The sequence below is a fragment of the Rhodobacter capsulatus genome (genome assembly GCF_003254295.1).
Lineage (GTDB): Bacteria > Pseudomonadota > Alphaproteobacteria > Rhodobacterales > Rhodobacteraceae > Rhodobacter > Rhodobacter capsulatus.
In genome coordinates this window covers 100983-121984 of sequence record NZ_QKZO01000003.1, presented here as the reverse complement: position 1 = coordinate 121984, position 21002 = coordinate 100983, and the positions used below count along the sequence as shown (strand labels likewise).

At 67.1% G+C, this 21002-nt stretch carries 17 protein-coding genes; 4 read left to right on the top strand and 13 right to left on the bottom strand.

The window, feature by feature from the left end; translation table 11 throughout:
• Positions 1–255 precede the first annotated feature (255 nt).
• The 13 genes from LY44_RS05175 to LY44_RS05115 form a co-directional block, all read right to left on the bottom strand.
• Positions 256–2298 (bottom strand): vWA domain-containing protein, encoded by a 2043-nt coding sequence (locus LY44_RS05175; RefSeq protein ID WP_055209872.1) that lies wholly within the window; start codon positions 2296–2298, stop codon positions 256–258.
• On the bottom strand, positions 2295–3647 hold the full coding sequence (locus tag LY44_RS05170) for a serine/threonine-protein kinase (RefSeq protein ID WP_055209871.1): 1353 nt from the start codon (positions 3645–3647) through the stop codon (positions 2295–2297). The genes LY44_RS05175 and LY44_RS05170 overlap by 4 nt, the downstream gene beginning before the upstream one ends.
• A gap of 14 nt (positions 3648–3661) precedes the next feature.
• Positions 3662–3937, bottom strand: coding sequence for a hypothetical protein (locus LY44_RS05165; protein WP_055209870.1), 276 nt, complete (start codon positions 3935–3937; stop codon positions 3662–3664).
• 18 nt (positions 3938–3955) lie between these two features.
• Positions 3956–5614, bottom strand: coding sequence for a formylglycine-generating enzyme family protein (locus LY44_RS05160; protein WP_223230672.1), 1659 nt, complete (start codon positions 5612–5614; stop codon positions 3956–3958).
• Between the two features lie 46 nt (positions 5615–5660).
• Complete coding sequence (locus LY44_RS05155; protein WP_055209869.1) at positions 5661–6854, bottom strand: ABC transporter permease family protein; 1194 nt, start codon at positions 6852–6854, stop codon at positions 5661–5663.
• A complete protein-coding gene (locus LY44_RS05150; protein ID WP_055209868.1) occupies positions 6851–7561 on the bottom strand; it encodes an ATP-binding cassette domain-containing protein in 711 nt (236 codons plus the stop codon). The genes LY44_RS05155 and LY44_RS05150 overlap by 4 nt, the downstream gene beginning before the upstream one ends.
• A complete protein-coding gene (locus tag LY44_RS05145) occupies positions 7558–9003 on the bottom strand; it encodes a trypsin-like peptidase domain-containing protein (protein WP_055209867.1) in 1446 nt (481 codons plus the stop codon). Before LY44_RS05145 ends, LY44_RS05150 begins: the two co-directional genes overlap by 4 nt.
• A complete protein-coding gene (locus tag LY44_RS05140) occupies positions 9003–10151 on the bottom strand; it encodes a serine/threonine protein kinase (protein WP_055209866.1) in 1149 nt (382 codons plus the stop codon). The genes LY44_RS05145 and LY44_RS05140 overlap by 1 nt, the downstream gene beginning before the upstream one ends.
• A 6-nt stretch (positions 10152–10157) precedes the next feature.
• A complete protein-coding gene (locus tag LY44_RS05135) occupies positions 10158–11621 on the bottom strand; it encodes a PP2C family protein-serine/threonine phosphatase (RefSeq protein WP_055209865.1) in 1464 nt (487 codons plus the stop codon).
• A complete protein-coding gene (locus tag LY44_RS05130; RefSeq protein ID WP_055209864.1) occupies positions 11618–12223 on the bottom strand; it encodes an FHA domain-containing protein in 606 nt (201 codons plus the stop codon). Before LY44_RS05130 ends, LY44_RS05135 begins: the two co-directional genes overlap by 4 nt.
• A 59-nt stretch (positions 12224–12282) precedes the next feature.
• Entirely contained in the window at positions 12283–13875 is a 1593-nt protein-coding gene (locus LY44_RS05125) for an FHA domain-containing protein (protein WP_160320061.1), read from the bottom strand.
• A gap of 73 nt (positions 13876–13948) precedes the next feature.
• Positions 13949–14404 (bottom strand): hypothetical protein, encoded by a 456-nt coding sequence (locus tag LY44_RS05120; protein ID WP_223230671.1) that lies wholly within the window; start codon positions 14402–14404, stop codon positions 13949–13951.
• 65 nt (positions 14405–14469) lie between these two features.
• Positions 14470–15024: a hypothetical protein gene (locus LY44_RS05115; RefSeq protein WP_111395971.1), complete on the bottom strand. Its 555-nt coding sequence runs from the start codon at positions 15022–15024 to the stop codon at positions 14470–14472.
• Positions 15025–15400: 376 nt separating this feature from the next.
• Here LY44_RS05115 and LY44_RS05110 point away from each other — a divergent pair, with 376 nt between their 5' ends.
• From LY44_RS05110 to LY44_RS05095, 4 genes are read left to right on the top strand one after another with little or no spacing between them, the layout of a single operon-like run.
• Entirely contained in the window at positions 15401–16048 is a 648-nt protein-coding gene (locus LY44_RS05110) for a hypothetical protein (RefSeq protein ID WP_055256477.1), read from the top strand.
• Positions 16048–16791: an FHA domain-containing protein gene (locus LY44_RS05105; protein WP_055209860.1), complete on the top strand. Its 744-nt coding sequence runs from the start codon at positions 16048–16050 to the stop codon at positions 16789–16791. Before LY44_RS05110 ends, LY44_RS05105 begins: the two co-directional genes overlap by 1 nt.
• Positions 16703–19696, top strand: coding sequence for a tellurite resistance TerB family protein (locus tag LY44_RS05100; protein WP_223230670.1), 2994 nt, complete (start codon positions 16703–16705; stop codon positions 19694–19696). The genes LY44_RS05105 and LY44_RS05100 overlap by 89 nt, the downstream gene beginning before the upstream one ends.
• The gene (locus tag LY44_RS05095; RefSeq protein ID WP_055209859.1) at positions 19683–20993 is read left to right on the top strand and encodes an ATP-binding protein; all 1311 of its coding nucleotides are present in this window, start codon (positions 19683–19685) and stop codon (positions 20991–20993) included. Before LY44_RS05100 ends, LY44_RS05095 begins: the two co-directional genes overlap by 14 nt.
• The last annotated feature ends 9 nt before the right edge of the window (positions 20994–21002 follow it).

Genomic DNA, 21002 nt, shown 5'->3' with positions numbered 1-21002 from the left:
CGTGTGTGACACATGCGGCTTTCCGGTTCGGCCGACTCGCCTGTGACGGGAAAGCGGTCGAGGTTTTCCCCCGCCCCAGGGCTTGTGGACAGTGTCGGGGATCAGGCGGCGTCGCTCCTGCATCCGATGGCGGCTCGAACGTCTTCGAGAAGGTCCGGCGGTATCGCTGCAACTGCGATCGCGGCTTCGGTCTCGGCGCGCTGCCGGGTCTTGCAGGGGCTGCCCTTGCCGCCCGCGCAAGCCCTGCGCGACGGCTCAGGGCAAATCGTCAAGCCGCATCGGATAGACCAGCGCCGCGGCTCCGGCCCCGGTGCCCAGATAATCCACCCAGGCATCGGTGGCCTCGTTGTAACGGCTGTAGCGCTCGATCTTTTCATGCAGCTCGTTCACCACGGTCTGCTGTTCGGAAATCGACAGACGAAGCCAGTCGTCGTTGGTGATCGCCATGATCCGCGACTTGTAGGGCAGCCCCTCAAGATATTCGCTGATCGCCGTGACATCGGCAAGGCTGGCATCGGCGCGGCGTTTCACCTTGTCCGGGCTGCGGCTCATGTCGGCCGCGGCCCCCAGAACCTGCGCAAAGAACTTGTCGGGGTCGATCACATTGTCCTCGGCGGACTGGACGATGATCTTCAGCGCCTCCTGCAAATCGCTCAACTCGGACTTGCTGATCAGCACCCGGATCGACAAGGGCTTGAGCCCGGGCCGGTCGAAGTCGCGATCGGCGACCACCGCCTCGAACACATCGGGGGCCTTTTCGCCTTTTTGCGAGCCAAGCCAGGCCAGATGCATGGTGCGCCCGACCGAGGCGACCGCGGCCAGGCCCGCATCCGCAGGGGCGGGCTCTGCGGCGACCCCGGGCGCATCGGGCAGGTTCGACGCGCCGTCCTGAAACCGCGTCACCTGATCGACGATGAAGGCGCCCACGTCATGGGCCTTTTGCCGATAGATCTCGGGGGTTCCCTGCTCGATCGGAAAATACAGCGGATCACCATTGGGTTGCGCGGCAAGGCGACGATAGGCGGCCTCGGCGGTGGCGTGGTCTTTCGCCCCCTTGGGGGTGCGCAGATGCATCACCATGATGGCCGCCCGCGCCCGTTCGCGCGCCAGCGCGCTCAACCCTTCGGCGCTCAGCCCGGTGGCAGAAAGCGGATCGCCCGCCTCGCGCGGGCCCGCATCGGTGACAAGCACGATGAACCGCGCCCCGAACCCGGTCCAGTCGATCGCGCTGATCGCCTGATCGATCCCGGCGTAGGAATCCTCGCGGAAACTGCGCGTGGAAACCCGGGCCTCGGTCATCTCTTCCATGCCGGCCAGGAACTTCTCCGGCGAAGCGCCATCTTGCAAGGTGACGAAGGTGCGGGTCTGATAGTCAAGACCCGGCACCGCGGCCGCATCGTCGCGAAAGCCGATCAGACTGAAGGCGAACTTGTCCGAGGCCCCCGATCGCCCCGCCTGCGCATAGATTTCCGTCAGCGCCGCGCGGGTGGCATCAATGTAGGGCTGCATCGATATCGTCGTGTCGACAACGAAAACGACCCCGGCGCGATAGCCGGAGCCCGGCGCGGCAGGAGCCGGGGCCTCCCCGTCCTCAAGCGGAACCTCGTCCGCGGCCGTCAAGGGGGCGGGGGCCGCCGCGGAAGCGGAGGGCGCCTCCGCCCGGTCCGGGTTCGCCCGTGCCACGGCAACCTGCAACAGGTTGACGAAATTCCCGTTTTCGAACACCGCCTCTTCCGAGGAGAGGATCGGCATGACGTAAAGATTGCGCCGCATGTCCACCGTCGTGCGCGGCCCGAGCGCGACCAACCGTTCGGAGCGCGGGCCACCGGCCTCGGCAGCCTCGGCTTCGGCGCGCAAGGCCGCAGCCGCAAGGGCCGGGTCCTCGGCCTCCACGACGCCATAGGCGCTGTCATAGCCGTCAAAGAACAGCAGCCGCCCGAGGTTTTCCGATCCTTCAAGCGTCGCAACGATGTTCTGCTTCCAATCGGTCGTGGCAGAGGCCCTGACCCAGAACAGATCCGCGCCGGTCTCCTCGGCCCCGACCTTCAGCCAATCGCCCTCCCGGGCATAGACATAGAACGCCTGCAGCGGTTTGAGCCTGTCGGGCAAGGGCTGGTCCGGGGCGCTGTGCCGCGGCGTGATCTCGCGGATCAGCACCCGCTGATGCAGGCTGGTCTTGCCCTCCATCAAAAGCGGCGTCTCGGCGCGCGACGGGCAGGCCAGGGCCAGGCTGCAAAGCGGCAGCCCAAGGCCCAGGAGCGCGCAGCGGATCAGCGCGGAAAAGCGCAACAGCGTCATGGCGAAACCCTTGCTTGCGCGGCGGCATCTTCGGTCAGCGCTGCCGCCTTCTGGTAAAATCGCTGCGCCGCAGCCGGATCGGGCGCGGCAAACGGGGACCGGGCCGGGTCATGCGTTGCCGGATCATACATCCGGGCAATGGCAAGCGTCGCCTCGCGGCGGATCTCGAGCGGTTGAACCGGGTCGTTGGCCAGCTTCATCAGACTGCCCAGCGCCGCATTGAGATTGTCCGCGCCCCCCGTGGCGATCAGCGCATCGACCCGTGCCATCGGATCGTCGTCCTGCAGGGCCTGCCCCGCCAGGGCGACGGCATCGGATCTGGCGGACCCGTGCTGGCCCATCAGCGCAAAACCCGCGCCGCCAAGCGCCAGAAGAACGACAAGGCCAAGCGCGATCAGCAGGCCTGCACGGGCATTCGCCTTCCCGGCGGCCGGTTCGACCGCAGGCGGCAGGGGCGGGACGGCAGAGGGCGGCGGCGCTTTGGCGGCGGGGGTCTTGTCCAGCCGGTGCGCGGTGTCAAGCAGGGCCTGCTCGAACAGCGGCACAAGGTCGGTGGCGCGTCCGGCCGGATCTGCGACCAGCAGCCGCTCCAGCACGCGGCACAACGGTTCCGAGATCCGCGTCCCGTCGATCCCGATATCGTCGCGCCGGTCTTCGATCGCAGCCAGCCCCTTGCCCTCGCCGGGCACGGCCAGCCCCGCCACCTTCATCAAGACCAGCCCGAGCGCATAGCAATCGGTGGCCGCCCCGACCCGGTTGCCGAACAACCCGAATTGCTCGGGGGCGCAAAAGTCGAGTTTGCCCGCAAACCCGGTGCCGATGATCGACTTGTCGGTGCCGATCGTGTCGGAGGCCAGACCGAAGTCGATCAGCTTGGCCTTTTTCACGTTGTCGCCCGGAATCAGGATGTTGTCGGGCGCGATGTCGCGATGCACCAGACCGAGCGCATGGATGCAGTCAAGCCCCTGCGCCAGGCGCAGCCCAAGCCCGAGAACATCGGCCGAACCCAGCCGCTGCCCCCGCGCCAGATAGTGTTTCAGCGGCTTGCCATCGACAAATTCCATCACGAGGAACAGGCGCCCCTCGCGGTCCTGCAAGGTGGTTTCATAGCGAATGATCGCCTCGTGCTGCACCGCGCGCAAATGCGTCGATTCCCGGCGAAACAGCTCGACCGCCTGCCGGTTGGCCGCGAAAGCGGGCGACATCACCTTGACCGCGACCGGATGCCCCGTGGCCAGATTGATCGCGCGGTAAGTGGCGCCCATGCCGCCCTCGCCCAGCAGGGACTCGATCCGATAGCTGTCCTGCACCACCGATCCGGGTTTCAGCACTTGCGTCCCAGCGGACATCCTTGTCCCCCCGCTCAACGTTTTTGCGGCATGCGCAGCGCAAAGGCGGCGTGTTTGGTGAAGGTGCGGATATCCATGATCTGAAAGCAGATGCCCGCAAACACGAAGGACATCGTGACCCCGAAGATGATCATCAAAAAGCCGAAGACCATCACCCAGGAGGGGTCCGGGACGCCAGGCACCCCCGAAAGCCGGATCACCATCGCGCCCAGATAGCACGCGCCCACCACCATCAGCGTGGTGGCGATCCAGATCAGCACTTCAAGAGACTTGTTGAGTGTATCGCGCATTGGAACCCTTTCCTTGACTTACTTGAGATCGGCGGCGGCTTTGGCCATCGCCGTGAAATCCTTGGTGATCAGTGACATATCGGCGAAGCCCTTGGTGCGGCGGGCGTCCAGATGGGTTTCCAGAAGCGCCAGGCACGAGCCCCGCCGGGCCGAGCGGGCCAGGATTTCGGGCCGCAGATACTGCAACTGCGCCTCCAGCAGCGCGGCGGAATAGTCCGCCCCCAGCCCTTCGACGAGATCGGAATATTCGTTCACCTCGCCCTCGGTCAGGGCCTTCAACTCGCGCAGCTTCTGCAAGGCCGCCTCGCGTTCGGCACGCACCTCGGCCGCCAGAGCGGTGTCATGCGCGGCCATCGCCGTCATCTCCATGCTGTCGTAATCGGGCAGCAGCATCGAGATGGCAAAAGCGTTCAGCAGCCGTTGCACCGCCTGATCGCACACCATCACCGAGGCGGAAATCACCATCCGCAAGGTGCGGTCCCGCTGCGCGTTGCGCTCGGCCTGGGCGGCGTCGATCACCGCGCGGATACGCTCGATGCGGGATTTCTCGCGCCCGTCCGCCGCCGCCGCCGCCAATTGCTCCAGCAACTGCCGCGCCTCGGTTTCCGTGGCGGTGCCCTTCAACCCGGGATCGGGCCGCGCCAGATCGTCAAGCGCCCCGATCAGCGCCGCCTGCTGGTCGGGCGCGGTGATCGACAGGGCCGAGATCACCAGCCGGGTGCCGGTGAAGCGGTCGCTGGCCACCGTGCCCGAAATCAGATCATAGGGCGCGACCTCGTAGCGGATCGCCTGACCAAGGCTCTCGGCCGGGGTGCGCGCATCGCCCCCGCGCTTGACATAGCCGCCCGCCTGCCCGTGCATCCTGCCGTGCCGCACCATGTAAAAGGGCGCGCCGATGATTTCGGCGGCATTGCCAAGCATGTCATGCAGTCCCAGCGCATTGGGCTTGAGCGTGCCGATGATCTGGATCTTGCCGCCCGCGCTCTCGGTGCCGCCATAGGCCACGTATTCCGACAGGCTTTCGCCCTCTGCCAGCGGCGGCAGCGGCGCGCGAAACTGGGCCTCGGACAGCGCCGTGCCGCCGCGTTCGGCGAATTCCCATTCCTCCTCGGTGGGCAGACGCAGAAAGGCCCGCGTAGCGCCGACGGCGGGCAGCATCTGCGGCGCGGTGTGCAACAGCCAAAGCGTGTAGCTTTGCGCGAACAGATCGTAGTCGATCTTGCTGTGACCGACGGCGGGCAGGAAATCGCGCTTGCGCGGCGCCTTGTCGGGACATTCCGGCGCGGTCACGGCGGTATATTGCGCCTCGGCCAGTTCGTATTTCGCCATCCAGAAATAGCCGCGCGCCGAGCTGCCCGCCGCGCTGTCCGCCGCGCCGTCCGCATCCGAAAACGGTCCCGAGACGTAACCGCGCCGCAGCCCGTCAAGATAGGGCTGCGCCTCTCCCTCCTGACCCAGAACCACCGCGACATCGCCGATCGCCCCCTCGGTGTTCGGCGTGTCGATGCGACGAAACACCATCGCCCCGCCACAGGGCATGGGCAGGGTCAGATCTCCCTCGGCGGGTTGCGGGTTGTAATATTTTTCCTCCCAGGTGATCGCAGGCGCGGCCGCGGTCTGCGCGAAAACCGCACCCGACATGGTGGCCAGCGCAGCCGCCGTCGCGATCATCGTCATCCATCCCGTCCGCATCGGTCCTGTCCGCATCGGCATGCCTCCGTCCTCATCCTTCCCGCAGCACGTCTTCGGCCCCGATGCGGTCGATCGCCCGCACCGCCCAAAGCGCCGCCGTCACCGCCGTCACGATCCCGAGCAGCAATGTCACGCCGATATCGCACAGCCGCAGCCGCGCGACGGTTTCGCCGGTCGTGCTTTCGAAAAGCCGGTTCACCGCCAGATCGAGGCCCAGAACCAGCGCCAGCGTCAAAACGATCCCGGCCATCACCAGGATCAGCGATTGCAGCATCGGAACCAGCCGACGCCGCCTGTTTGCCATGCCGATCAGCGACAACAGGCTGAAGGCAACCCGTTGACGCGCCACCATGGCGCGCAGATTGGCCGCCATCGCCGCCCAGAACCCCGCCACCGCCAAAGCCGCGATCAGCGCGTAAAGAAGCCCGAGCGTGTCTCGAAACCCCAGCAGAAGCTCGGCATTCTGCGCCCGCGGCCGGGTCTCCACGCCTTGGGCCCGCAAGGCCGCGGCAAGCGGGGTCAGGTCTTCCAGACGGCGGGCATAAAGCCGGAACGAGGCGTAGCTGTCGGGCTCGGCCCGGGGGCTGCGCCAATCGGCCGGGGTGATCGCGGGATCGTCGCGAAACATCTCGACCGCCAGAAGATCGGGCAGCGCCAGAAACAGCGCCGCGCGCGGATAGCGCACCGCGGGCAGGACGCCGAGCACTTCGAGATCCGCCCGTGCCGCCTCTTGCCGCCCGTCGATATCGCGCGCGATCAGGATCTCGACCTGTCCGCCCGCCTGCAGCTGCAGCGCCTTGGCCAGCGTCTCGCTGAGCACCACCCCCCCGGGCGCGACAAAGGGGGCCGCCCCCGCGAGCAGCGGATCGCCTTCGCCCGATCCGATCAGCGTCACCGCGCGCGCGGTCTCGCGGCCCGCGCTGTTGCGCAGGGCATTGGCCTGGGCGTTGATCGAGCGCGTGGCGGGCATCGCGAAAGCCACGTCGGGCCGCTGGCGCAACAGCTCGAAAAACGCCGCATCGTGCCGCCCCGCCCCGACCGCGATCAGCTCGCGGTTGGCGGGGTCCTCGACAAGCCGATCGACCATCGCCTCGATCACGCCGTTTTTCAGCGACAGCACCACCAGAAGCGGCGCCAGCCCCCCCGCCAGGGCCGCAACGAAACACAGGCTGGCCAGCCATTCGTGCCGCATCTCGCGCCAGGCGATCATGAGCGCCTGTTTCATGCCGCCTCCTGCCCGGTAAACAGGCTCACCTGCACCCCCTCGCGGTCGATGACCAGCCGGTGACGGCAGCGCGGCGCCCCGCCAAAGGCGCCCTCGGCCGCCTTGTGCGAGGCCAGCAACACCGCCGCCCCCGCCGCGGCGGCCAATTCGGCGATCAGCGCCTCGACCGCGGCGGTATTGGCCGGATCAAGCGCCGAGACCGGCTCGTCCAGGAGCAGCAGGCGCGGCCGCGCCCACAGCGCCCGGGCCACGGCCGCGCGCTGGCGCTGGCCGACCGAAACCTGATCGGGCCGCCGCCCCAGCAGATCCGCGATGCCCAGCCGGTCAAGCACATGGCGGCTCCAGTCCGGATCGGGCGCAAGGCCGGTCAGCCGCATCGGCAGGGCGATATTCTCGCCCAGCGTCAGGAACGGCACCAGCCTTGCGGTCTGCAACACGAAGCCCAGAACGTCGGGGGGCGCGCAATGCGCCCGGTCGACGGCGCCGCCCGTCACCGCCCGACCGCACAGCCGCAGGCTTTCCCCCGGCATGCCGCCACCCGGGATCGCCGCGCCGATCAGCCCGAGCGCGGTGCTCTTGCCGGTGCCCGAGGCACTGTCGAACACCCGCACCTCTCCGGGCTCAAGGTCAAGCCGGTCGATGACCACGGCGAATTCGGGGCTCAGCCTGATCCCCAGATTGCGCACCTGCAGCACCCGCCCGGTCATCCGCGTGCCTCGGTCGGGATCAGCGACACCGGCTCGGAGCCCATCACGATGCGGGAGCGCGAGGTGATCTGCACCGGGCGGTTCGGGACCAGTCGGCGGCCATCGACCAGGGTGCCGTTGGTCGAGCCCAGATCGGTCAGCATCAGCCGCCGCCCTTCAAGGCGCAGCCCGGCATGCAGGCGGCTCATCCCCGCGCCATCGACGCGGATATCGGCCTCGGGGCCACGTCCGATGCGCAAGCCGCGGCTCAGCCGGTCACGATCGACGCCATGCCGCAGATCACCGCCGAACACCAGCGTCAGAGCCGTGGCCCCGGGGCGCCCGGTTCCGGGAAGGATCAGCGGCTCCGGGGCGGGCCCCGACGCAAGCTCCGGCGCGGGCCGGGACCGCGCCGCCAGCACCGCACCGCCGATCACCACAAGCGCGGCGGCGAAGGCCATCGCCGCGACCGCCCAAGTGGGAAGCCGGAACACCATCTTCGGCAGGCTCTCGGCGGGGGCGGCAGGCCGCGTCGCGGTTGCGGGGGGCAGCGGCGCGGGGGGCAATGGCGCGGGGGCCGGCGCTTGCGCCAGCGCCCCGGCCTCTGCCCCGGGCCCGGCGCAATCGCTGCTTGCGAGCTGAAAGGGAATGCCATGATCGTCCAGAAATCCGATCATCTCGGGCGCCCCGATCGCCCAATAGGTGTCGTTGGCGGCATCGCCCTCGCCGCTGTCTGTCGCCACCGCGGTATTGAGCCCCACGACCTGGGCGCAGCGATCCAGCAAGGGCCCGCCCGAGTTGCCCGGATTGATCGCCGATGTGTGCTGCACGATGTCGAAACGCGTGTCGCTGCCGGGATCGTCCCAATTGGCATGGGTGATCTTCGACACATTGCCGCTGGTCAGCGTCGAGATGAAAAAGTCCGGATCGAAAAGCGTCGTGCCCAGAAAATCCGAGGTCCCGGGAAAGCCGATCGCCTCCACGCTTTCACCCTTGCGCGCAAGCTGCCGACGGATCGGCAACGCCTTGATCCGGTGCCGGTTCGAAGGATCCCTGCCGCCCGCATTCGGGCGCAGCGTCAGCACCGCCAGATCGATTTCGGCGCTCTGGGCGGCGATCTCGGCATCATAGACGAAAACCGCGCCATCCTGATGAAACCCCACAAGGATCGTGCTGGCGCCCCTGATCACGTGATGGTTGGTCAGAAAGTGAAGCTCTGCCCCCTGTGCGGCGCGCCCCAGAATGAACCCCGAACCGGTTCCGACGCTTCCGGGGCCCTCGACCAGCACCCGGCCCACGGCGGGATCGGCGGCCGAGACGATCATCTCGAGCGAAGGCGTCTGGGCAGGGGCAACGGCAGGAAGGCCCCCGCCCGTCAGCGCAAGGCAGGTCAACACCAGCCCCGCGCCGCAGGACAGGCGCGCAGGGGCAAGGCGACGCAGTCTGAGGGTGGTGCTGCGCATCAGAATTTCTCCTGCGGGATCAAACCGAAAAGCGTCGCGCCAATGGCAATGCCCAAAATGATCAGAAGCATCGTGACGATCTTGGCGCGGTCGGATCGCGGTCCGTCGGACTGGATATGCGGCACTGGCCGAGGTCTGGCGGAGGCCGCGACCTCCTCGCTGGCGCCGGGAAGGGGAGGGGGCGTCGGACCCGCGCTCGGGCCGCCGGGCAGCGGCCCCATCCGCTCGATCGGGCGGCAATAGTCGAGCGCGGTCTGCGGCCGGTCCTTGGGCATCAGCGCGCAGCCCCGGTCGATCAGCGCGAGAAGCGTGTCGGAATGGACCGTCTCGACGCGATTGCGGCGCAGCATCTGGCGCACCGGCACATAAGGATCGCTGCCGCTGCGCGCCTGTTCCTCGGCACGCAAATCGGCGGGCGGGGGCACGCTTTGGGAGATCCATTCATAAAGCACGACCGACAGGGCAAAGAGGTCGGTCCAGGGCCCTTCGATCAGGGTCTGTCCCCCGGTCCGGCTGCGCGGCAGGCCGGGGAATTGTTCGAGCGCCCCGTATTTGCGCGACAGCATCGAGCCCAGCCCGCGTCCCTGGCCGATCCGGCGTGCCGCGCCGAAGTCGATCAGAACCGGCGCGCCCGAAGCGGTCATGATGATGTTGGAGGGTTTGACGTCGCGATGGATGAAGCCCGTCTTGTGCACGGCGCTCAAGGCCCGGCACAGCGTGACGATCAGTTTGCGCAGCTGTCTTTCGTCGGGCAGTTCGCCCGACTGCGCGCGCAGACGGGCAAAGACGTCCAGCGGGTCTCCGGCGACATAATCCATCAGACAATAGGCGGTTCCAAGCTTCTCGAAGGCGCCGCGGACCCGGACAAGGCCCGGTTGACGCGGCAAATCCTTGAGAATGAAGGCTTCCTCCAGAAAGGCCTTGCGGCCGATCTCGAAATTGCGTGCCGCCTCCTTGCCGTCGCGCGGCAGCACGATCCCGTCTGCGGCCCGCCGGGCGAAATCCGACGGAAAATATTCCTTGATCGCGTAATCGCCCGCCCCGTCCTGCGACCGGGCGCGATAGGTGATGCCAAATCCCCCTTGCCCCAACGGGGCGTCGAGCACGAAGCCCGCGATCTTCGTTCCGACCGGCAGCGCGTCCTGCATCGGTCGTTACTCCCCCGCCGGTGCCGCCGCGGCGCCGCCCCCGGTCCCGGCTTCGGGGGGCAGATTTTTCGGCACAGGCAGAGGCGAGGTCGTCAAGATGGCCGGACCCTGCGGCTTTTCCGTCGCCTCCGCAGCCTGCGGGGCAGAGGTCGCGGCCCCGGTCGCGGCTTCGGGGACCGCCTTCTCCTCCTTGGGCGCAGGGGGCGGCGTCACGCCCTCGGGCGCAATCGCATCGGGGGGCGGGATCGCATCGGGGGCCGGGCGCGCCGCGTCGACCGTCGCCCGGCTTTCCGGTGCGCCCTCGATCAGCCCGTCGTCCGTTGCCGCGGGGGCATCGGCCGGATCGGTCGCCGTCGCATCAGCTTCCGTCCGCGGCGTGCCCTCTGGCGGCGGGGGCGTTTCAGGCACGGCCAAGCCCGGAGCCTCGGACCCCGGCCGTTCCCGATCGCCGTCGTCACCACCGGGCGCGGCGGAATGCGGTCCGGCCTTCGGCGAAGCGGCGTCGGGCGCGGGCTTGGCGGAGGTCGCGTCTTCGGTCGCGGCGCTCTGGCCGGGGGCTGGCGGGGTCTCTCCGCCCCAGCCGATCAGATAGATCAGCGTCGTCAGACCCGCCACCAGCAGGGCCGCGCCACCGATCGCCGCCGCAGGCGGCACCTTGGACAGCAGCGAATTCCGTTGGTCGAAGAGACTGCGGGTGGACAGCAGCCGCAGCGCCGAGGGATCGTAGCGGGCCACGACGACGGTGGTATTGTCCTGCCTCGGGGCCCGTGCCGCATCGACGGCATTGAGCAGATCGGCCGCAATCTCCTGCGGCGCGCTGCGCCCGGGCTGCGACAGGATCTGACGGATGCGGCTTTCGTCCAGGGTCTCGAGCCCGTCGCTGGCCAGCAAGAGGATGTCCTTGCGCTCCAGCTGGATCGAATTGGCGTCCACCAGGGCGATCTTTTCGCCGATCAGCGCCGATCTGAGGGCATTCTTGCGCTGGTGCGCCTCGGCATCTTGCGACCGGATCTTGCCCGCGCGCACCAGTTCGGCCAGTTCGCCGCGCACCGAATGATCGGCGTTGAGCCGACGCAGCACGCCGCCGCGCAGCAGATAGAGGGCGCTGTCCCCGACCGAAAGCCAGTAAAGCCTGCTGCCCAGTTTCATCGCCGCCACCAGCGTCGAGCCCATCCCCGCCAGCTGCGGCTCGCGCGCGATGCGTTCGCGCAGGGCGGCATTGGCGACCTCCATCGCCTCGAACAGGCGTCCGGCGGGCTTGGGATTGCGCGATTGCGCGATGCAATGGCGCTCGAACGTGTCGATCACGATGCGCGAGGCCACCTCGCCGCCGACATGGCCGCCCATGCCGTCCGCCAGAACGATCAGATAATCGGTTGCCGGGTCGGTCTCGCTTTGACACGAGATCGCATAGGCATCCTCCTGCCGCTCGCGCGCGCCCAGACCCTGCCTGCCGACGGCGACGCTCATTTGCCCTCGCCGTCGCCCGCCAGGTCCGCCCAGTCGAACCCCGCATTGCAAAAGGCGACGAAGCGCACGGCGGTCTGTTTGGTCAGCTGGATCGTCGTATAGTTCTCAAGCGTCACCGGCATCGCGATGATCTGCCCGTTCATCCGCGAAACGTTCTTGCCGGTGCCCGGCACCGCCATGAAGCTGCGGCTTTCGTCGTCATAGATGATGCGCAAATGATCGTGCGAGGAGATCTGCGGATCGCCGAAAGGCATCGGGACGCGTTCCTCGTCGGACCGGCCCAGCGTGTTGAGCCCGGCCCCGATCTGCATCGACCGGCCCATGCCCGGCCCCTTGATCACCACGAGCCAGCCGGTCACGGGGTCTTCCATCGCGGCGGCGCCGTCCTCCTCGATCGCGCGGCCGATGGCGATCTGGGTGCGGTCCGCGCGCGCGCTCGTGCTCAGCACCGTCTTGGCCTCTCCGAGCGGGGTCACCGTCGTGTCCGTCCAGCCCGCGCCCAGCGTCTCGGTATAGGCATTCGCCGGATCGGTTTCGGCAAAGGGGGCATCGGCGTCATGTTCGAGCCCTTCGAGCCAGCTCGTCTTGTCGGTTCCACCCATGTCATACTCCTGTTTCTGGCCGCCTCGCGCGGCCGATGGGACTTGCTTCGGGGCGCCGTTCAGGCCAGCACGAAACGAACCGAAAGATCCCCGAATGTGAGCGTGTCGCCTGCCTTGATCGCCTTGGCGCCGGTGATGATCTTGCCGTTGACCCGGGTCTTGTTCAGGCTGCCCGCATCGGTCAGGTTGAAGCTGTCGGGGCCGGCTTGCTCGAGCTCGGCATGAAGCCGCGAGATGCTCTTGTCCTCGAGAACCAGTTCGCAGCTGTCGGAGCGTCCGATGCTGACGCGCGCCTTGCGAACGGCCAGCCGCTCGCCGGTATCGGTCCGCACGAGCCAGGCGCGCGGCGCGGGCAGGGCGACGTTGGGGGCCGGCGGCGGCGCGGGGGGCAGATCCTCGGGAAGATCAAGCGGAAAGTCCGCCTCAAGGTCCAGCTCGGGCGCCGATTTGCGCGTGAGCCCCAGCACCAGCCCCACGATCAGCAGCACCGCCGCCAGACCGCCACCCGCCGCCCACCACATCAGCTTGAGGCCCTGCCACTCGCGCTCATACCAGGGCTCGGGGGCCGGGGCGGCGGCCGGTGGCTTGGCGGGCGGCGCCGGTGTCACTTCGGGCGGATTGCGCAGCGCCTCGGGCGTGAAGCGCGCCGTGATCAGTTCCTCGTCGTAAACCCCTGGCACCCCGGCGCGCGGCTTGCGCAGCGTCACGGTGATGTCGGCCTCGACCGGGGCCCCCTTGGGGACGATGAGACCGGAGCTGTCGGCGGCGCGGTTCACCGTGGCAAGGAACTCCGCGACATCGGCCGCGACCCGGCCCTTGTCCCGGCTTTGCAGCTCGATCCCCTTGCTGGTGCCCAGCGTCCCCTCGCTCAACTTTTGCAGGTAATCGAGACCGCTGCCGTTTTCCACCACGCCGACCGGACGCCAGAAAAGCCCCAGCGTCGAGATCGTCACCCCCTTTTCGGCCGCCGCCAGGGACACTTCGGCAATCGTCCGGTTGCCCTCTTCCTGGCCGTCGGAAATCACGATCAGGTTGCGCAACACCGTCGAGGATCGTGCCGCCAGAACGTCGATCGCGTCGCGGGTGCTGGTGGCGATGCGGGTGTTCGAGCCGCGCAACTCCAGCGTCTCGACGATGCGGGCCAGCGCTTCGTGGTCGGTGGTGAAATCGGACAGGCGTTCAAGCGATTCGCTGAAGCCGTAAAGCGCCACCGGCTGCCCCGCGGGCAAGCCGCGCAGCACCTCGGCGATGACGCTGCGCTCGCGCGGCCAGCTGGGCTTGCGCGCAAGGCCCAGCGCCGGGGTGGTGTCGATCAGCACCATCGTCTCCGCCAGCCGCAAGGCGGGGTCGATCTCGGCCAGATCGCGCTTGAGCGCGAAATCGCCCTTGGCCGCACCGGCTTCGACTTTCGAAATACGGTCGCGTTCGCGGCTTGGCGGCACCCGCAACACGCAGCTGTCCGCGGGCGCGGGCGCCTTGGGGGCACAGTCGAGCACGGCCAGACCCTCGGCGGGAAAGCGCGTGGCCGCGGCCGTCGTGCCGGGCGCGGGCTTGTCATCAGGGCCGATCTGCTGGGCCGCGACGGGGGCGGCCATCGCAAGCACGGTGGCCGCCATCGTCATGGCGGTGCGGAAACGCGAAGTGGTCTTCATCTGGGTGTCCCCCGTCTTGCGCATTCAGCTGGGGCGCCGTCGCCAACCGGGCCGCGCCACCGTCGAGCCCCGGTCAGCGGGACAAGGCTCTGATCGACGCCGAAAGGCGGCGCAACTCGGCCCGTGTCACCGCAAGATCGCCCCCGGCCTCCACATCGGCCTGCACCGCGTTGATCTGCCCTTCGAGCGCATTCAGCTGCGCCAGCTTTTCGGGATTGCCCGCCACCTGCGCCCGTGCCGCCGCAGCCTCGCCCCGGACGGCCGCAATCTGCGACTTCAGCGACGCGATCGATTGTGCGTTGGAGGCCGTTTGCGATTGCAGCCCGCCGATACGGGCCTGGGCGGAATTGTTGTTGCGAATGATCGCGGCCGCTTCGGCATCCTTCGCGGCAATCTGCCGGTCATATTCGCCAGTGTTGAGATTGCGCACATTGTCGAAAAGATGGGCCGTCTCCGGATCGGTGGAACCGCTGCACCCGGACAGTATGACGGCACCGGGCAAAAGCAGCGCGAAAAGAAAGCGTGTCATCATGAGATTTCCTCGGACCGGTTGAAAGCCGACGCCTCCCGGTCAAATGGGCGGCGCCGGAAAACTCAATTGGCGATGGCCAGAAGTTTGCGGTTGCGCGCCAGACGCGCCTGGGTGCTTGCCGCGGCGCTCGACAGCGTGGCCAGATTTTTCTGGCCGCCTTTCGACGCCGCCTGCAATTCGTTGCGCGTGGTACTCATGTTGCGTTCGCTCGTGGCCAGCGCGGCATCGACCGTGCGCCTGTTGGCGTTGATCGCATTCAGCCGCGCCCGGTAGGAGGCATCACTGATCTGCTTGTTGGCAAGTTGCCGCTTGAGCGAGGCGATTTCGGAATTTTGCGACCGCAGAACCGCGCGCAGGCTGGTTTCGACGCCGTTCAGCTTGGCGCTCACCCCCTTGAGGTTGGCCAGAACCTGATCGCGCTTCACCAGTTCGGTCTTTTTCGCGGCCGCCGCCTGACCGACCTGATTGCCCGCGACCCCGCCCGCGACGGCGCCCAGCGCAGCCCCCCGGGCGCAATCATCGCCGTCGCCGCCCATCAACAGCACAAGGCCGCAGCCCGCCAAAGCACCAACCGCGGCCCCTTCCAGGGTGTTGCGCACGATGATGTTGCTGGTCACCTGATTGAGGCTTTTCGCATCGGCTTCCAGCTGTCGCTCGGCCGGGGTTTTCTGGGCCGATACCTAGGCCAGCCCGACCCCGCCGCCCCCCGCCATGCCCCCCGTGGTCTCGGTGCAGGCGCCAAGCCCCATGGACGCCAGCAGAAGGCTGGTCACAATCACCTTGCGCATCACAGATGCCTCCAATCTTTTGTCGAATATCTTGCGCAGAGATTATATCCAGTTTCTCGAATCTCAACACAAATTTGTGTCCTCAATGTGATAAAATACAATATATTCATTCGGCACTCATATTTAAAGACGCCATCTTGTGCGCGTGGCGGTTTCCATTGCGGTCAAAACAATTTCCCGTCCGCATTCATGCCAACCCGGAAATATGGACTCGCGCAGCGGCAGGACGATTGGCAAGATCGGGATTGATTCGGCCGGAAGGCTGCAAATGGAATTGGAGGAGGCTGCAGTGCCGGCAAGGACGCGACGCCAGTCCCCGCTTCACAATTTGTTTTCGCGTTACATGCGGGTGGCAAGTGTGCTCGGAAGCTTTTCCGACATCCTTTCGGTCGGCGGCACGATCGCGGGATTGTTTGGCTGGGTGGCTTCCGGAAACGATCTGGGGGTTCCGCAACTCCCGCTCGATCAGGCGCCGCTACCCATTCGCATGGCGCTGTTCTGGCTTTTCTCGGCGGGTCTTGGCTGGGTTCTGGGTCTGATCGTGCAAGTGCTGCGTCACCATGCGCGCACCGTCCGGTTGATGATCTCGCTTTTGGCGACGCTGGTTGCTGCGGGGTTTCTCACCGGCTTTGGCGATTGGCTGATCGCTCCGCGCCACCCCTCGGATCTGCCGCAGCAGTTCGTGCTGACCTTGCTTGGCGCCATGGTGGCGATGCGCTGCACGGTCGAGAACCTGTCGGCCAGCCGGACCGGTGTCGGCGCGGCCGAAGTCGAAGAGCGAAGCCTTGTGCTGCTGGCCTTTGCGATCTCGACCGCCGCGTTCCTCGTGTTCATCGAACTTGGAGCAAACTGATGGCGGGCAGCGGATCTCTGGAGGGCAGGGCGGCCGCGTCGTTGCTGCTTGCGGCCGGAACGATGGACCTGCTGACGGTCTATGGCCTGGTGCAGCTGGCAGAGCCGTTCGTGGCGCGGGAGGCGCGGGAAATCCTGCCCGCCGAGGTCGCCCCCTATGCGAATGCGGTTCTGATCTTGTTCGCATTGGGGGCGTTTTGGGTGGTCACCGACGTGGTCCTGTCGGGGCACAGCCCGGGACGCATCGCCTTGGGGCTGTCGATGCGCGACCGCGAGGGGCGCCCGTTGTCGCTGCCGCGGCGGATCACCCGGGCGATCGGCCGGGTCATGTTCGGCGGGCTGACCGGTTTGCGCGTGACCGGGCTTGCGGGCTATGACCGGATGGCGGGAACGGTCTGGTACGGGCCTTTGGGGGTTCCGCCGACGGCGGCGCGGCGCATCGCCTTTCTCAACGGTCGGCTGGCGGGGCGGTCGGTGGCCCTGGGCAAGCTGCCCGGATATGCACCGGCGGCCCCCATCCGCATCGGGCGCGACCGCAAATGGGCGCAGCTGCCGCTCGACGATCCCCGCGTCTCGGGGCAGCATTGTCTGCTGCGGGTCGAGGGGGGCATGGCTCACGTTCGGGATCTGGGGTCACAAAATGGCACGCTGATCAATGGACGCCCTGTCACGCCCCAGAAATGGTCGGCAGTTCCGCCTGGCGCAGAGATATCGGTCGCCGGATTGCGCCTGTTGCTGCGGTAATCCCGCCGCGAATCCCGCCGTGCGCGGGGCGCGTGCGAAGGACGGGGCGCCTGAACCGCAACTTGGCAATCCCGCGACATCAGGCGGCTGCAATCAGTCAGCCCACGCCTTTCCCGACCCTTTCGGCGTCTTGCTTAAACCTGGGACATCGCCCAGATTGACGGAATACAAGCATCACGATTTGAGACCCGCAATGCTCGCAGTCCTTGTTTCGCTTCTCCGCATGATGCTGTTTTATGCGCTTTACGTCATGCTGTGCCTGTTCGCGATCGCTCTGGGGCTGCCAAACTGGCCGGTCGGAGCCCAGATGGCTTTGGCATTCGGGGGGCCGGCGGTCTTGGTCTGGGCGCAGGAAAGACGGCGCCGCAAGCGGCGGCTTCGTCGTGACACGGTTGAAACGCCGGACAATCCGCGTCATGCGCAAAACGCCCGGGTCAACGCGCCGCCGCCGCTTCCGCCCGTAACGCCGGGCGCGGCATTGCCCGGGGCCGTCTGGATCGGGCGCGGCAGCCTTGAAACCGGCAAAGCCGCGCCTGCCCCGCAAGTCTTGCCACAGCCGACAGAGGCGCCCCGCCTGGACGCGAGGCCGGATGCGACGGGGGATGCGACGGGGGATGCGGCGGGGGACGAGAGCCTGCGGCGGGACCGCGAAGCCTTGCGGGCGCAACGCGAGCGCGCAGAACAGCATCGGCTTGGACAGAACGACTGGAGGAACAATCGTCAAAGGGAGCTGGAAGAGCAGCGCAGGGCCAGTCGTGACGAACCGCCGCAACAGCAAGCCTTGGCAAAGCGCCCGACACCGGCGCGTTCCTTGCAAGGCTGGGTTCCGGGCCATCAGAGCGTCGATCTGGCCGGGCGCGATATCGGCGGGATGGTCTATGTTGGCACTCCGCTGCGCCTTGGGGGCGAGGGGTATTCCAGGAAGAGCCGCCCCTATATTGATCCGACGCTGTCGGTTGCGGCCTACGGCGCCGACAAGGAGGGCAAAGAGATGCCCTACTGGCCAGGTTATTCGGAGATTTCCCCGGTTTGCCGGGCCACCTATCTCGATTGGCTTGCGGGTGGCCGCAGGGATGCCAGCTATGACCCGGGCTACATGTTCCTGTATTTCTATGGACTTGAACGTCGTTTCTTCATCGATCAGGCGCCCGAAGAGGAAAAGCGTGAGATCCTCGAGGAAGTCAGGCGCCTTGCATCGCTTTACGCCCACAACGGATCGGCGCAGCGCTATCTGGGCGAGTTCATCCAGATCGCGCAGATCGCGGTTCGTGACCCCGCCGCGTCGGAGCCCCTGTTCGATTTCCATGGCTGGGAGCTGCCCTTTGGCGTGAAGGCCGCGATCGGAACGAAGATTGCGCAGGGGGAACCGCTTGGCTGGGATTGGACGCTCAGCTGGCTGATCTGCCATCCCGAGCATCCGATGCGCACCGCATCGAAACGCTGCGCCGAGGAATTTCGCGCGCTCTTTCGGCTGCGTTTCGAAGCGCGATTTCCCGAGGGCCTGAAGGTCACCAAGCCCCGCAAGAGCCTTGAGGCCCGGTATCAGGCCGCGTCGCAGGAGTTTCAGGCCGATCTTTCGCCGCGGCTCGACGGCAAGCCCTTGCCCGATATTTCCGGGGTCCGGAAGCCGGTCGAGATCGCCCGGGAAATCGCCGATGAGGTTACGGAAGCGCTTGAAAGGTTCAGCCGCTATCTTGGGCGCAACCCGGAAGGCCGTGGGAGTCTTGAGGCCCATGCCCTGCTGCCGCCGGAATTGCGCGCGCTGTTCCCCTCGACGCAGCTGGAAGCGCTGAGGGCCTGGGCATCGGAGCGCGTGGCGGCAGGGGGGCTTGTTCCCGCGACGGATGTGATCGCCCGGATCGAGGGCACGCGGCCCGAAAAGCTCACCAAGGCACAGCTGACGGGGGCTGCCGACACGCTGGCCCGCATCGGCTTCGGGCTTGCGCCCGATCCGCGCTTTGCCTTGCGCGCCCCGAAAGTCGATGAGCCGCTGGTGATTTTCGCGCTCGAGGCACCGGTCGAGAACCTCGAGGACGTGTCTGCGGCCTATCGGTTGGCGCTTCTCGAACTGGCGCTTGGCGCCGTGGTCGTGCTGGCCGATGGTGTGGTGTCCGAACCGGAGCGGCAGGCGCTTCTGGCGCGGATCGCGCGGGCAGACCAGATCTCCGAACCCGAGCGGTTGCAGCTGAAAGCCAACATGGAATGGCACCTTGCCGTGCCGCCCGATAGCGCGCTCTTGCGCCGCAAGCTCAAGGAGGCCGGCCCCGAGGCGCAAAGCGCCCTGCGTGCCGCGCTGGTGGCCGCCGCCCATGCCGACGGCTTGATCCAGCCAGAGGAGGTCGCGCAGATCGAGAAGCTCTACCGGGCGCTTGGCCTCGATCCGGGGCTTGTCTATTCCGATATCCATGCGGGCGATGATGTCCCGGTTCGGGTCCGGCCCGCCAGCGCCGGAGCCCCGGGCGAGCCGATCCCGGATCAGGCATCGGCCCCCCGCCGCGCGCTCGATCCGGCGCTGATCGCGGCGATCCGCTCGGATACGGCGCGTGTTTCCTCCGTCCTGGGCGAGATTTTCGGCACGTCGGCCGAGGCGCAGGAGGAGGCGTCGACGCCCGAGTCTGCCGCTTCCGGCGGCAGTGTGACGGTGATCAAGGGGCTGGATCCGGCCGCTTCCGCGCTGGTGTTCGAGATCGTCAACTGCACCCATCTGACCGAAGCGGCCTTCGAGGCCGCCTGCAAACGGCATGGTCTGATGTCCGCCGGGGCGCTGGAGGCGATCAACGAATGGGCGTTCGAGACGCATGACGAGGCGCTGCTGGACGCTTACGACGGTTACGACGTGTCGCCGCAGATTGCTGCTGCGGTGCGGGGGCACTTTGCCAAGGAGGAAGAGAATGTCGACGCTTAAACCCCGTGAGCGCGATGCGATCGTGCAGGCCTTGCGCGCCGGTGTCGTGCCCAAGCAGGGGCTTCGGCACCTTCAGGTCGGCCGCGTGCGCGAAATCGAGGAGCTGGTCCGCGATATCGACCGCATCGCCGATGGCGGCGCCGCAATCCGCTTCGTGATCGGCGAATATGGCTCGGGCAAGACGTTCTTCATGAACCTGATCCGGCTGGTGGCGTTGGAAAAGGGGCTCGTGGTGATGTATGCCGATCTGGCCCCGGATCGGCGTCTGCATGCCTCCGGCGGGCAGGCGCGCGGGCTTTATGCCGAGATGGCGCGCAATCTTTCGACGCGGACAAAGTCGGACGGCGGCGCGCTGGCCAGTGTCGTCGAACGCTTCGTTTCGCAAGCGCAACGCGAGGCGGACGAGACCGATACGCCGACGGGCATGGTGATCCGCGCGCGGCTGGCGCATTTCGAGGAATTGACCGGCGGCTTCGATTTTGCCGAGGTCATCCGCCGCTACTGGGAGGGGCATGAGGCGGGCGATGAAGAGTTGAAGTCGGCGGCGCTGCGGTGGCTGCGCGCCGAATTCGCCACCCGCACCGATGCGCGCAAGGCGCTTGGCGTGCGCACGATCGTTGACGATGCAAGCGTCTACGATCATCTCAAGCTGATGTCGGCCTTCGTGCGCGCGGCGGGCTACAAGGGGCTGCTCGTCGGGCTTGACGAGATGGTGAACCTGTTCAAGCTGACCTCGGCGCAGGCGCGCAACGCCAATTATGAACAGATCCTGCGCATTCTCAACGATGTGCTGCAAGGCAGCGCCGAACATCTGGGGTTCCTGATGGGGGGCACGCCGGAATTCCTGATGAACACCCGGCGCGGCCTTTACAGCTACGAGGCGCTGCAATCGCGGCTTGCGGAAAACAGCTTCGCGCGCGACGGGCTGGTCGATCTGTCCGGGCCGGTGATGCGGCTTGCCAGCCTGACGCCCGAGGATCTGTTCGTGCTTTTGCACAACATCCGCGCGGTCATGCAGCACGAAGACGCCATGCTCCCCGATGCCGCGCTTGAAGCCTTCATGGCGCATTGTTCGGACCGCATCGGCGAGGCCTATTTCCGCACCCCGCGCAACACGGTCACCGCCTTCGTCAACCTTCTGGCCGTGCTGCAGCAAAATCCCGGCGTCGCCTGGTCCGATCTGATCACCGGCATCGCGTTGCACCCCGATCAGGGCGATGACATGAGCGACGTCGACGAAACGACCGGGGCCGCGCCGCCGCAAGGAGAGGACGAGCTTGTCAGTTTCCGGCTTTAGGGCAAGGGC

Excerpts from the sequence above, each read along its gene's own strand:
- LY44_RS05175 (WP_055209872.1), bottom strand. The coding sequence starts at position 2,298 with ATGACGCTGTTGCGCTTTTCCGCGCTGATCCGCTGCGCGCTCCTGGGC.
- LY44_RS05170 (WP_055209871.1), bottom strand. The coding sequence starts at position 3,647 with ATGTCCGCTGGGACGCAAGTGCTGAAACCCGGATCGGTGGTGCAGGAC.
- LY44_RS05165 (WP_055209870.1), bottom strand. The coding sequence starts at position 3,937 with ATGCGCGATACACTCAACAAGTCTCTTGAAGTGCTGATCTGGATCGCC.
- LY44_RS05160 (WP_223230672.1), bottom strand. The coding sequence starts at position 5,614 with ATGACGATGATCGCGACGGCGGCTGCGCTGGCCACCATGTCGGGTGCG.
- LY44_RS05155 (WP_055209869.1), bottom strand. The coding sequence starts at position 6,854 with ATGAAACAGGCGCTCATGATCGCCTGGCGCGAGATGCGGCACGAATGG.
- LY44_RS05150 (WP_055209868.1), bottom strand. The coding sequence starts at position 7,561 with ATGACCGGGCGGGTGCTGCAGGTGCGCAATCTGGGGATCAGGCTGAGC.
- LY44_RS05145 (WP_055209867.1), bottom strand. The coding sequence starts at position 9,003 with ATGCGCAGCACCACCCTCAGACTGCGTCGCCTTGCCCCTGCGCGCCTG.
- LY44_RS05140 (WP_055209866.1), bottom strand. The coding sequence starts at position 10,151 with ATGCAGGACGCGCTGCCGGTCGGAACGAAGATCGCGGGCTTCGTGCTC.
- LY44_RS05135 (WP_055209865.1), bottom strand. The coding sequence starts at position 11,621 with ATGAGCGTCGCCGTCGGCAGGCAGGGTCTGGGCGCGCGCGAGCGGCAG.
- LY44_RS05130 (WP_055209864.1), bottom strand. The coding sequence starts at position 12,223 with ATGGGTGGAACCGACAAGACGAGCTGGCTCGAAGGGCTCGAACATGAC.
- LY44_RS05125 (WP_160320061.1), bottom strand. The coding sequence starts at position 13,875 with ATGAAGACCACTTCGCGTTTCCGCACCGCCATGACGATGGCGGCCACC.
- LY44_RS05120 (WP_223230671.1), bottom strand. The coding sequence starts at position 14,404 with ATGACACGCTTTCTTTTCGCGCTGCTTTTGCCCGGTGCCGTCATACTG.
- LY44_RS05110 (WP_055256477.1), top strand. The coding sequence starts at position 15,401 with ATGGACTCGCGCAGCGGCAGGACGATTGGCAAGATCGGGATTGATTCG.
- LY44_RS05105 (WP_055209860.1), top strand. The coding sequence starts at position 16,048 with ATGGCGGGCAGCGGATCTCTGGAGGGCAGGGCGGCCGCGTCGTTGCTG.
- LY44_RS05100 (WP_223230670.1), top strand. The coding sequence starts at position 16,703 with ATGGACGCCCTGTCACGCCCCAGAAATGGTCGGCAGTTCCGCCTGGCG.
- LY44_RS05095 (WP_055209859.1), top strand. The coding sequence starts at position 19,683 with ATGTCGACGCTTAAACCCCGTGAGCGCGATGCGATCGTGCAGGCCTTG.